Source organism: Sphingobacterium sp. SGR-19 (assembly GCF_011043555.1).
GTDB lineage: Bacteria > Bacteroidota > Bacteroidia > Sphingobacteriales > Sphingobacteriaceae > Sphingobacterium.
In genome coordinates, this window is record NZ_JAAKGS010000002.1 from 852,780 (window position 1) to 865,266 (window position 12,487).

The 12,487-nt window shown below is 41.3% G+C and carries 13 protein-coding genes; 2 read left to right on the forward strand and 11 right to left on the reverse strand.

Going from position 1 to position 12,487, the window contains the following annotated elements; translation table 11 throughout:
* Positions 1-221 precede the first annotated feature (221 nt).
* Entirely contained in the window at positions 222-1,286 is a 1,065-nt protein-coding gene (locus tag G5B43_RS07200) for a major royal jelly family protein (protein ID WP_240904785.1), read from the forward strand.
* Here G5B43_RS07200 and G5B43_RS07205 read toward each other — a convergent pair.
* Positions 1,281-1,586, reverse strand: coding sequence for a Smr/MutS family protein (locus G5B43_RS07205; RefSeq protein ID WP_165294012.1), 306 nt, complete (start codon positions 1,584-1,586; stop codon positions 1,281-1,283). The genes G5B43_RS07200 and G5B43_RS07205 overlap by 6 nt on opposite strands.
* 46 nt (positions 1,587-1,632) lie before the next feature.
* On the opposite strand from G5B43_RS07205, the gene G5B43_RS07210 reads away from it, so the two are divergent.
* Positions 1,633-3,015 (forward strand): M20/M25/M40 family metallo-hydrolase, encoded by a 1,383-nt coding sequence (locus G5B43_RS07210; protein WP_165294013.1) that lies wholly within the window; start codon positions 1,633-1,635, stop codon positions 3,013-3,015.
* A 15-nt stretch (positions 3,016-3,030) separates the two neighbouring features.
* Here G5B43_RS07210 and G5B43_RS07215 read toward each other — a convergent pair whose 3' ends face one another.
* The 10 genes from G5B43_RS07215 to G5B43_RS07260 all read right to left on the reverse strand — a co-directional run bounded on the left by G5B43_RS07215 (position 3,031) and on the right by G5B43_RS07260 (position 12,481).
* On the reverse strand, positions 3,031-3,423 hold the full coding sequence (locus tag G5B43_RS07215; protein WP_165294014.1) for a group III truncated hemoglobin: 393 nt from the start codon (positions 3,421-3,423) through the stop codon (positions 3,031-3,033).
* A 125-nt stretch (positions 3,424-3,548) separates the two neighbouring features.
* Positions 3,549-3,917: an aspartate 1-decarboxylase gene (panD, locus tag G5B43_RS07220; RefSeq protein WP_165294015.1), complete on the reverse strand. Its 369-nt coding sequence runs from the start codon at positions 3,915-3,917 to the stop codon at positions 3,549-3,551.
* 72 nt (positions 3,918-3,989) lie between these two features.
* Entirely contained in the window at positions 3,990-5,060 is a 1,071-nt protein-coding gene (locus tag G5B43_RS07225; protein WP_165294016.1) for a DUF6695 family protein, read from the reverse strand.
* A 9-nt stretch (positions 5,061-5,069) separates the two neighbouring features.
* Positions 5,070-6,053 (reverse strand): PLP-dependent cysteine synthase family protein, encoded by a 984-nt coding sequence (locus G5B43_RS07230; protein WP_165294017.1) that lies wholly within the window; start codon positions 6,051-6,053, stop codon positions 5,070-5,072.
* A 103-nt stretch (positions 6,054-6,156) separates the two neighbouring features.
* Complete coding sequence (locus G5B43_RS07235) at positions 6,157-7,209, reverse strand: cytochrome-c peroxidase (RefSeq protein ID WP_240904786.1); 1,053 nt, start codon at positions 7,207-7,209, stop codon at positions 6,157-6,159.
* Between the two features lie 34 nt (positions 7,210-7,243).
* On the reverse strand, positions 7,244-8,095 hold the full coding sequence (locus G5B43_RS07240) for an MbnP family protein (protein WP_165294018.1): 852 nt from the start codon (positions 8,093-8,095) through the stop codon (positions 7,244-7,246).
* A gap of 37 nt (positions 8,096-8,132) precedes the next feature.
* Entirely contained in the window at positions 8,133-10,121 is a 1,989-nt protein-coding gene (locus G5B43_RS07245) for a TonB-dependent receptor plug domain-containing protein (protein WP_165294019.1), read from the reverse strand.
* Positions 10,122-10,125: 4 nt separating this feature from the next.
* Entirely contained in the window at positions 10,126-11,049 is a 924-nt protein-coding gene (locus G5B43_RS07250; protein ID WP_165294020.1) for a hypothetical protein, read from the reverse strand.
* Between the two features lie 143 nt (positions 11,050-11,192).
* Positions 11,193-11,540: a hypothetical protein gene (locus tag G5B43_RS07255; protein ID WP_165294021.1), complete on the reverse strand. Its 348-nt coding sequence runs from the start codon at positions 11,538-11,540 to the stop codon at positions 11,193-11,195.
* A gap of 266 nt (positions 11,541-11,806) precedes the next feature.
* Complete coding sequence (locus tag G5B43_RS07260; RefSeq protein ID WP_206367264.1) at positions 11,807-12,481, reverse strand: DUF6695 family protein; 675 nt, start codon at positions 12,479-12,481, stop codon at positions 11,807-11,809.
* Between the last annotated feature and the right edge of the window lie 6 nt (positions 12,482-12,487).

The following is a 12,487-nucleotide window of genomic DNA, read 5'->3' on the forward strand; positions in this document are numbered from 1 at the left end:
ATCATTTATATTTGGACGGGAGGATAACATCCTCGCTGGACATCAAATTTAATGGATTTGATTTGTATTCAACAATCGACTACCGTACACCGGATTTACCATAATCGTCAAATCGCAAAAAACAAACTAAATAGGTGTTATCTTGTTTAAAATTATGGAGATATCGATATCAAAAAAGAAATATTATGCCGAAAAATTTAATTTTTATTTATTTAACAATCATGAGCGTACAAGTGATTGCCCAAGAGATAAGAGACCCGCGTTTGGAGATCGTCGCCTCCTTCGGGAAGTCACAGCCGATAGGCGTGAGCGTCTCAAGTGATAACCGGGTGTTCGTGTCGTTTCCTCGAAAGGAACCTTATACGATGGGGCTGTCTGAAATCGTTAATGGTGAGCGTACATCTTATCCGGATATGAAATGGAATGCGAAAGAGGGACTGCCGGATAGTCATTTTGTGAATGTACAAGATATCTATGTGGATACCGATGATCAATTATGGGTGCTGGATTCAAAACCGTCGTCATCGGGTTCTGTATTTGGGAAAGATGGTTCAGAGGAGAGTCAGCAAGGACAGTTCAAATTGGTACAAATAGACTTAGCGAGCAACAAAGTGGTTCGACAATATACTTTCGACGATTTGGAAAAAGCGAAATCAGGTTTAAACGATGTACGCGTGGATACGGATAAAAAATTGGCTTACCTTTCAGATCCCGGACAGGCGGGTATTGTCGTATTGGATTTAGCGACAGGAACAACGAGATTGCTGCTAGCAGAATCATCCTTTACAACAGCTGATCCTAATGTAGTGTTAAGCTACGAAGGAAGCGATATGCGTGATAGCAAAGGTAACCCATTCCGTTCCAACGTGAATGGTATTGCACTGACAAAGGACAATAGATATTTTTATTTTAAGCCGATCAATACAACTAAGCTTTATCGGATAGAAACAGTTTATCTTGCAGATGCCTCTTTAACGGCAGACGAATTGAAAGCAAAGGTTGAAGACCTTGGAGAAACGACGATTACACATGGTTTGGTAGCGGATGTAAAAGGGAACATCTATTTAACGTCTTCCTTGGATTATAGTATTAAACGATATACACCCGAAGGCAAAGTGGAGACTGTCGTGCAAGATAGCCGTTTGATCTGGCCGGATTCTTTGGGTGTGGGAAGTGATGGGTACTTGTATTTTTCGTGCGCACAAATGAACCGTTTGCCTCAATGGAACGACGGAGAAGATAAGGTTTCCTATCCCTATGAGGTTTATCGTATAAAAGTGTTATAGACCGATATTGATGACCACGATGTCTTCGTTGTGATAAGAGGGATGGTAGCTAGCAATGGCGCCGCTCTGTTTATAATATGCCAATTCTTCATAAACGGCTTGGCGCAGTATACCCTTCCCTTTACCATGGATAAAGCGGATTTCTGTATAATCCCAATAGATGGCGGCGTCAAGCATCTCACGCATCAATTCCAGTGATTCAGCCAGTAATTCATTGGTCTCGTATATGTCGAGATTTCGCAGGAAAGCTTCTGCATGTAAATCCACCGTCTTTGGGGGCCTCGGTAATGTCCTTGCCATGTTTCAAAAATAATGGTTATTTTAGGATTATAAATAGTAAATGTGTATGAAAGTAATTTTTAAGGTTTTGCTTCTTGGTGTCTGTAGTTTGGGGAAAGTGGTTGCCCAACAAGATTCACTGATGATGGAGCGTATATATACAACATCTTTTGAGAAAGGGAAAGCCTACGAGAATCTACGCTACCTAACCAAGAACATTGGTCATCGTATTGCGGGCTCAGCGAAAGCAGAGAAAGCTGTATTATGGTCCAAGTCGCTTATGGAGGACCTGGCATTTGATCGTGTTTATCTACAAGAAGTACAGATGCCTTATTGGGATAGGGGAGAGAAAGAAGAAGCCTATATTGTATCTATAAAAGAACCGCTTAATGTATTGTCGTTGGGAGGTTCGGTAGCGACACCGCCGGGTGGTTTGGAAGCAGAAGTTATAGAAATTGAGTTATTGAGTGAATTGCGTGCACAAGGAGATAAAGTAAGGGGAAAAATTGTGTTCGTCAATAAGCCTTGGGATGAATCGATGGTGGAAACGGGTGTTGCGTATGGTTTAAATAGCAGCCAACGTAGTAGGGGGCCGGTGGAAGCGGCTAAACTGGGCGCAGTAGCCTATCTTTTTCGATCTTTGTCATCGTCTCCAGATGACGATTACCCACATACAGGAGGTACAAGATACGTAAATGACATTGATAGTATCCCGGCTTTGGCTATATCGCCTGTCGGCGCAAATAACCTTTCAGCAGCATTAAAGAAGGATTCGGCAACGCGTATTCACATCGTAAACCATTCCGCATGGAAAGGAAATGTAGCTACCCATAACGTAATCGCCGAGTGGCGCGGGACGGAAAAACCGGACGAGATTATAACAATAGGTGGACACATTGACTCTTGGGATGTGGGGGAGGGTGCACATGATAACGGAACGGGTACGATGGGAACTTTAGATGCGATACGGACTTTAATGGAATTGGATTACAAACCGCGACATACCATCCGGCTGGTATTTTACATGAATGAAGAAAATGGCGTGCATGGAGCGCTTCAGTATGGGGAAACGGCGAAAGCAAAGGCAGAAAAAATAATTGCCGCTATCGAAAGTGATGCGGGAGGATTTGCACCGCGTGGGTTTGACATTAAATCGTCGGCCGAACGGGTGAATTGGATTCAAAAACGTTGGAAGCCACTCTTTGAACAAAAATTTTGGGTGTCACGATTTTTACATGGGAGCCCCGGCGTAGATTCGGGCGTATGGGGACGGCATTTCCCCAATACGATCATGTTTAATTTTCGTCCGGATCCACATCGTTATTTCGATCTACACCATACTGCCAAAGATGTTTTTGAAGCAGTAGACCGACGTGAATTACAATCTGGGGTGGCCGCTATTGCTTCTTTATTGTATTTGATCGATCAGCAAATAGATCAGTTGCCATAAGAAAGGGAGAAGATTTTAAAGCAAGGGTTTAAAAGGTGATTGACGGATATGGTCAAGTTTTACCTGGAACAACGCGGCCATTTTACGTCCGCGACTTTTTGCTTCTTCGGCGACGGGGCCCGCAAATAGATCGTCTACCGTCTTATCAAAAAGCTGTAGCCAGCGATCGAAGTGTTCCGCTTCTATCGGTAATTGTGCGTGCGGAGGGAAGGGGCGACCTTGGTAGGTGTACTCGTCCAGTAAGATGGTCTGCCAAAAGCTGTACATTTTCTCTAAATGCTCCGGCCAATGACCTTCCAATTTGGTGTTGAAGATCGGTCCTATAAGATGGTCTTCCTGTACACGACCATAGAAAGTATTGACCATCAGTTTAACGTCATCCAATGTTTGTATATCTGCTTTTATCATAATGTACCTTCCTTATACAAAGTTAAACAACAAATAATAGAAAAAATATGACAGAACGCACAAAAGGTTGCCCATTTGTCTGTATAGTGCAACCTTTTGGGAGAGTCGATATCGGACAGTCTATTTTAGTAGTCGTATTTTTCGACAGATTTAATTTTGTTTTCCCCTTCTGTGAATACAAGCGTTGGCTGATATGTTTCTGCCTCTTCCGGAGATAATTGGATAAAAGAAAGGATATGTACGGTTTCTCCTAGTTTGGCGTGAAGGGCTGCCCCACCATTCATGCAAACTTCTCCACTGCCTCTTTTTCCGGGTAATACGTAGGTCATAATTCGACTCCCGTTAACGGCATTGTTAATATAGACTTGTTCATATTTCTTGATGCCAGCTGCGTCCAATAAATCGGCATCGATCGTAATAGAACCGTTATACGCTACATTTGCTTCGGTAACCTTAACCGTGTGAATTTTTGCTTTTAAAATTGTTAATTTCATATGTATATAATTATTTATAAGTGTAAGTATTCATTTGTATAAATGAGCTCGTTACACTCGGTTTTGTCTTTTTTATAAAATAGCTTTTATTTTTTCTGGATTGCTGTCTGTTTTGTTCGTATCCGTTTCTGTTGAAAAGATGTAGAGATTGTTGTCCTGTATAACCGCGTAGCTGTTATACAGGAAGTTTGGGGTAAACGTATATGGACGATTGATGTCGAAGTTTTGCATGCAGGTTGTCTCTACGTTATACTCCAGTTCGCCGGAGGCGTCATATTTATAAATGATAAATAGATTTTGATCTTGAGGTTGCTCTAAATGGAACCAGGCACCTTCACCGATACCGCCCATCCATTGTGCGTACTTAGATATGTGAGATGGACGTGGGGGGGCGGTGATCATTCCTGGTACTTGGTCGGAAGCTAAATGTTGTGAACCTTTTTTGGTGAAATTATCTTTCAGCAAACGGAATTGGAATGCGAGAGAATCTTTGCGTCTCATCCTCCACTGTTCTAGTATGCCTCGCTCGTAACAAAAAATATCTTCATCAGAAGTAGCGTTAACGACATTGCTCGTAGGACTTGCTTTTAAACACTCGGGATATAGTATTTTTCGACGTCTTTTATCATCATCATCCATACCTTCCGTTAATATTTGAGCTACAAACCGGGAACAACTGTTATTGTCTTTAGCCAACGCTCCATATAAAATAGGACCCTCTGCAACGAGTTTTTCCGCATAGGCGACACTTTTTGAAAAGGAAACTTGCTTGCATATTGAAAATACGGTGCGCCCCCCTCCATGTGTGGCGGCTTCTTTTTTACACAACTCCTCCAGAATTTCTTCCATATTCTTTATTTCGCACTGTGGTCCAATTTGTGCTTTTACGCAAATCTCCAAACGTGGGTCAAAAAGAGCAGATCGCGCTCTGCCGTACCCGCGTGGAGATAAATAGCGTCCAAAATCAAAATAAAGTATGCTACCGCTATGCCTTTCAATAAGCAATATGGCGGCATGTCCTACTTTAAAATGGAGATTTTTTACTAGGCCTATTTGCTTTAAGAGTAGCATCCATTTTTCATCTCCCAATGCGGTTTTATCAGGCCAAGAAATTGGGATAGCGATATCATTGAAAGTGTACATATTCAAGAATTAAAATGACGTTATGTTGGAGGAAGCGATGGATTGATGAACGCTCCCCTTATAAAGTTTACTGATATATCGGTTCCCGTGATCTGGAAAAAATAGAACAACCGTATCTGCAGCGGTAAACTTCATGTTTTCAACGTGTCTTTTCAACGAAGCGATTACGGCAGCACTTGAAAATCCAGTCATTATGCCTGTTTCTGAATAATATTCTTTTGCTATCGCTTTTGTTTCTTGATAATTTACTTGAAAAATATGATCTACGTAAGCTGCGTCGAACGACCCCGGAACAAAGTTTCTGCCAATCCCTTCAATCGGATCAAAAGGAACAATCTGATTCGGTTGGTTACGGTATTTAAGGAAATGGGCAAGTATGGAACCGTAGGGCTCTACGCCCCATATATTGATTTCAGGTTGTTGCTCTTTTAGAAAACGGCCAACTCCCGATACCGTTCCACCGGTGCCTACGCCGGCAATGAAATGCGTGATATTACCTTTAGTTTGTTCCCATATCTCGGGAGCCGTGGTTTTATAGTGTGCTCGAATATTCTGGGTGTTGTAGTATTGGTTGGTAAAATAAGCATTGGGATGCGATGCCGCAAAGGACTGTGCTCGAAATTGTGTCGAATTGAAGTCATGTAAACCGTTGGAATTTTCGCAAATTTCGATATCAGCCCCGGCTTTTATCAGCAGATCTACTTTTTCCTGAGAACAGCTCTGCGACACGAATATTTTGGCTCTATATCCTAATTTTTTGGCTACTAAGGCAATCCCTAATCCCGTGTTGCCACTACTGGCTTCCACAAAAATTCCGCCAGGTTTAATTTTCTTTTTAGCTATAGCGTCCTCGATCATAAACAGTGCGGGTCGGTCTTTTGCGGACATTCCGGGGTTATGGAATTCCTCTTTAATAAAAATGTTGGTGTGATATCGAGTCGAAAGAGCATCACAGTGTCGAAGTGGGGTATTTCCTATAGATTCGCGAATCAAAATATCGTCGTTTTTAATTATGCCATATCTATAACGAAGAAATTAGTGTTATAGCATATCTTAAAAACAAATATTAATTTCAATTTGGGAAACAATTGGGAATTTATCTTCCAACAAACCTACGATCGCTTAATGTTTTAATAAACGCGATAATATCGTTTTTTTCTTGTTCGCTCAGTGGTATCCTATTGCCATTCTCTTTTAAAATAGGATCGAGGTTGTCGGCATCTAAAACGCCGTTATCAAAATAATCCAAAACAGCCCTTAAAGTTGGAAACTGCCCGAAACTACCATAAGGCGCCGTGTATTCGGCATTCCTTAAAGACGGAACCCGAAAACGCATATAATCTGCCGGAATGCCTGTTACTCTAGCACGACCGGCCTCTTCTGTACTGGGATTGACTGGGAAGCCAACATTCCTGAAGCTTTGGTCTGTAAAGAGTTCGGTGCTGTGGCAACTGGCACATTTGATTTTAAATACTTGATAGCCCCTTGCTTCACTTTCTGTAAATATTTCTCCTTCTTTTCGTTTCACTTTATCATATTTACTGTTGGCAGAGATCAATGTATATTCATATTGTGCAATACTTCGATAAATCCTGTCAGGCGTGACACCTTCATCGCCGAATGCTTTTCGGAACATATCTCTATAATTATGATCATCCCTTATTTTTTTAATCACTTCTAAAATAGAAGAATTCATTTCTTCATGTGTAATGATAGGGACTAACGGCTGGCTTTCCAACGTGAGTTTGTTGCCATCCCAATTATAGAACTTCATAAACGCCAGATTTTGAATGGGAGGTGTATTGCGAAGACCTACTCTGTCATAAATCCCTATAGCTTGGGTGTTATTATCGGCAAAGGCACTTGATTGATTATGACAGCCCGCGCATGAAATTGTATTGTTCCCACTGAATTTTTTCTCGTGAAATAATTTTTCACCTAGTTCTACCCCGTACTTTGTAGGCTTGTTCTGGTTTACTGCAGGGGTCAACGCGGGAAAATCTTGCGGAATCGCTAGTTGGATTTCGGGGTTGTCATGAGGTGTGGACTGTATAATATCGTCTTGACTACAGGATAGCAATAGCAATAAAATGGAGAATACAATAGATACGGTTTTCATGCCTGACAGATTGGAGAAGAGAGCTGCCATTTTTTTAGATATTTTGGCAGCTCATTTAGCCATGTTAGTTTTCAACACTTTTAACTGAAAACATACCGGTAAGGTCGCTGGAACCATCTCCGCCAAGGTTATCGACGAATAACACCATATTCGCAGCTGTATGTACGCTCGGAGTAGCATTTCCTGCACCGAGTTCAATTGTATTGGTCTTTCCGCTTAGTAGTTTGTCAAAGTCCGCCTTGATTGTGATTTTAGGAACATTGCTGCTAACGACTGCATTATTCGGGAGCGTTAAGGTGATCTCTCTGTAAGCATCAACACCTTGCGTGTAAGCGCCTTCTTCACCTTCTACCGTACTTCCGGTATGGATAGATAATTCTTTGTGGTCGGTATCGTAAAAGCCCTCTATTTTCGTGAAACGATATCCGGTTCCCCATTCCCAATGCATTTTGGTGTCGTTGGCTCCTGCTTCCGCATAAAAATTGGGAAATCTGACTTGATCGAGTGTATTCAATTCTGATTTAACGCCCAGACCAAATTTGATCTGTTTATATTCGCCTGCCGGTATATTGGTCAATACGTAATCCAGTGTCTGTGGTTTCGCTTGATTGATAACGGTAGCTCCCTTATCCAGGTCATTAACGTTATATGGAAATTCGGCCCCGTCGGCTTTTATCAAACGGATATTGCTTATCACGTATTTTAATTCGGAAAAGTGGTGTACTTGACCTTCTGCGGAGGTGTTAACGGTAGCTGTAGAAGACGTAGCATCGCCAAGCTGGATTGTTTTCTCTTTGAATGTGTTATTAAAATGCAGCGTTATATTATTGGCTACAGGGTTATCGTCGTTGTTACAGGATATAAAAAATGCTAGCGAACATGCTGGTAGTAGTAGGTAGTTTTTAAGTTTTTTCATCGTTTTATTAATTATTTTGTTCAATTTGTTGTTTATATTAAAATTCAATCTTCAGTGAAGTGAAAACATTCCGTCCCATTCTCGGGATATTGCCCCAATCGGCATAGGTGCTGTAGTATTCGTTGAATAAATTTTCGGCACCGACCTGCAACGCGGCTTTGTAATTTCTGAAGCTGAAGCTATAATCTGCTGCTACGTTCCATATTTTATAGGCTGGGGTATGGTCTTCGCCATATTCGGGACTGAAGTTGTCTTGTGCAAGATCGCCGTGTAAAGATGTCTGGATGCTGAATTTTTTATGCATGAAATGGAGAGACGTTTGATAGGTGAGCGGACGGATAAAGGGTAGGTTTCCATTTTTATGGTCCGTCGCTCTTGCGTAGGTGACCATTCCTTTCCAATGCAAGTGTTGCAGGAAATCGTATTTGGCATTTATTGTCGTATTGAAAAGTTTGGCGTGATCTAATGATGTGTAGCCTTTCACACCAACAGATTGATAATTCATCGGACTTCCTAAACTCAAAATTCTTCCGACGATATAATTTTGGATATGAAAATAGTTTACCTTAGCTTCTATGGTCATCTTTTCATTGTTAAACCCTGCACTTGCATTGAGTTCATAAGAAATTTCGTTTTTCAGATCGGGGTTTCCGATATAATCGTAGCGGTCAAAGCTGTTATAGATGTAATATCCGTATCCCTCCGAGACAGAAGGTGCCCGATGTCCATACCCTGCTCCCAAAGAAAAATCGAATTGATCGATGTTCAGTTGGTAACTGGTATGCAGTGCCGGTAACGCTCTGCTTTTCTCCTGTGGTGCTCCGGGGTAAAATATCCAATTGAATTCCACGTATTTGGAATAGTTGTAATTCCAACCCAAAGAACCACCAAAATTTAATCGGCCCATTTCCGAAATATCCCACGCGTTGTTCATCGAAAGCCCCGCAAAGCGGGTGGTGACCCATGGCCAGGTATATGCAAACATCGTTTTCTTACTTCGGTCTTGTGGATACATAGTCATCTCGGCAATGGATAGATTGTCGTACACGTTCAACTGGATTTCAGCGCTATAATCACCGCGCTTCAAGTTTGCAGTTGAAACTAGCCCATACGTCGTACTCCAGCCCGGCATATCCATATGAACCAGGTTTTCGGGACGTTTGGTATCATCCATGTAATGCTCAACGGCATTGAAATAGAGCTTGGTGTCCCAAGCGCGCAGGATTCCCTCTTCAAATAATTGTTTGTAAGCGGCTGAGGTGATAATCGCGCGCGAAAGCCATAGATCCATCGGCAGTGCAGGGAAACCTACATCTTTGGCTCTATCGTAGATAGCATCGACGCGTACGGAGGCAAGCGGACTTGTTTTATAGGCTAGGCCCAATGAGGTGTTGAATTTATTGTACTGTGAATGGTTCACTTCATCGCTGTTCCCATCAAAGTAGTTACCGGCTTTCCTGAAAGCAATACTGCCATCTGCGACAAATTTATCGTCTGAATAAGATAGGTTTCCGAGGTTAAAAAACTGTTTATTGTTGGTCTCGAAACCGGTTTGATAACCGCCGTGCCATTTCCTGTCTAGACCGAATGGGGTGCTTTTCCTTTTCAAATCGATGCTCCCGGCTACAGTCGCCCCGTGCATACTTCCTTCTTGGCCGGATGTGATATCGATGGCAGAAAGGTTATTGCTTTCGACATATGAAGTGACCGGATCCATCTTATCTGTACACGCGCCAAAGACGTGCATACCGTCAATTGTAATGGTAGACCGCTCGGTACTCATGTTGTTGAGCAATGGCTCCCACGCGTAAGCGCCTCGTTTTATAAAGCTGATGTTGTCCGAAGAGGCTAAGAACTCATCCACTGAAACAGCCATTTTCATGTCGGTCTCTATTTTTTTCTTCGTCTCGGCGATAACCTTTACGGCTTCAATACGGTGGATACTGTCACTCTGGGTATGTATGTGTTGAGCATTTGCACTCATTCCAAGAAAGAGTAGCCCACAGATGATATGTAGCTTCTTCATGATCTTAGAATAGAATATCAAGGTACAACTCACTTTTGACCCCCTCAATTCCTGGCGTGAAATCGGTAGGCACATTAGTCCCTTTGAGGATTTTTCCATTTTGGTTCAGCATGATGAAATTCAACGTCCAGTTTCCTGTCATGGTGTAATTGACTACACCGCGATACAGACCGTCGTCTCGCTGCACCAAATCCTCATTGTTAGGGGAGGAATGGTTCCCCATAGAAGGCTCGGGCATCCTCGGATCTAATTGTAGCGTATAACCACTTGCCTCGGTGTATGAGAATTGCGACGGATCTGGATAATCCTTGGCGGAGGCGGCAGATTTATTGAACTTGTAAATTCCGGCTATCAATTCGTTTTCGCCCACCTTCGGCCTTTGTGGCGACACCAGAGCGATGACGTACTGCTCATCGTCTCTTCCTGTAAACGTTGTCATGTTCAGGTTTTTGTTGGTTTGCTGCTGAACGGTGATACGTTGTTTCGTCGTGTAGGTTTTATGGTTGATCGTAAAACGAATATGAAGTTCCCATACTCCGTCCACTAAACTTTCTGATGTAAATACCGAGTATCCTGAGAAGTATTTACCGTCTGTTCTATACGCCAAATTGTATCTATGTGGACAGGAATGCTTATTCCCATCGGCTTTAGTCATGATAGGGAGCAATGTTACATTTGTTACATTTGCTTCGTTACTGGTTTGACTATCTGATATCGTCAAACGGATCTCGTTGTATCCTTTATAGAAAGTTCCATTCAGGGCTTCAATCTTGATATCGTAACCTTCGCTATGGATAGCAACAGCTTCTTTAAATTCGTTGTACTCAGGTACTTCTACTTCAATTTCTGCTTCGTAATCCGTTTTTTCTTTTGTACAGGACAACACGGCAAAACATGTTGCGATAAGAAAAAATATTATTTTGTTCATTGTGATTTATATAGACTTAACCATGCATGCACAGCAATGATCTTTAGAAAGATATGCTGCTCTTGATTTATGCTAGGAAATAGGCTTTATCCTCATGACAAACAATGCCATATAGAGGACAAGCTAGGTTCCACGGATGGGAATTAGCTAATAGGGGGGTGGAATATGGACGTATTATAATTAAATATATAATCAATCCGATAAGGTGAAAAATGGTTTGGACTGGCTACTTCTTTCGGCTGGCACATGGTGTACATGGTGTTCTCTCTATGCACATAGAGAGCGCTGTATTCATACACCACTAAATTCTTCTTTGTTTCCTCTTTTTCTTTTTCCTTTATTTTCTGCATCAGCACACACTGGCCATCACAATGAAGCTGAGGTCGGTCTTTGTTTATACATTTTGCCAGATAATCGGGAAGGTGTATCTGATACTCTATAGCCATAATACTGCGATAGAAAGATTGCAGCGTCAGAGCGATTAGTAGCATATATGTACAAAAACGTATCAAACTTGTTGCTAATATTAATTGATTCTCGCCAAATATACACAAAGAATTTCTTTTGGGTATATGATAAACATCACTTTGTGAATTATTTTATATTCGGTGAACTTTTACTGCCGATTATTCCACTTGAAATAAAAAAGCTCGATATTCATCGAGCTTTCTTGTCGGGGTGGCAGGACGAATCCACACCACTTCAAACATCTATAAATCAATAAATTGACTTCTTTTCTTAAGAACTACTCACCGTTTTACTCACATACAATATGTGATTCGGTAATGCAAATATAGCCAACATAACCAAAGTGAGCAATACATTTTGATGTTTTTTTTGTAATAAAGAAATAGCTAAAATCAAGATAGATTATGTATTGATGCTTACTACATACAGGAAAGTTTATACTATGATTCCAATTATATTGTTTAGATGAATACATCAGCATACGGGTAATAAAACGGGAACAGTTATTGTTATAGCGGGCTATTGCGCCATAGGGATAACTCCCTTGACGTACACAGTCATCTCCGTAAGCTTTAGCGCGCTGAAAATTGATATTATTAGCTATGGAGAAATACAGAATGCCTTTCCCATACATGACAGATTTCAATATTTCAAAATGTTCTATGATTTTTTCTAAGTTGACAATTCTATTATCTTTAAACTTCGCCTTAATTTTAATGTTCAAACGGGGATCTGAAAATCTGGAGCGTGCGCGTCCATATCCTCGAGGTGTTATGTAACGTCCAAAATCATAGCATAACATATCACCCTTCTTTCGATTTACTAGAACAATAGCTGTGTGACCTACTTTAAAATTAAGGTTTTTTACTAAACCAATTTTCTTAAAGAATATCATCCACTTTTCATCACCACGAATTGTGGTGTCAGGCCATGAGAGAATAAATGCTAGATCTTCGGTTTTCATATTTCC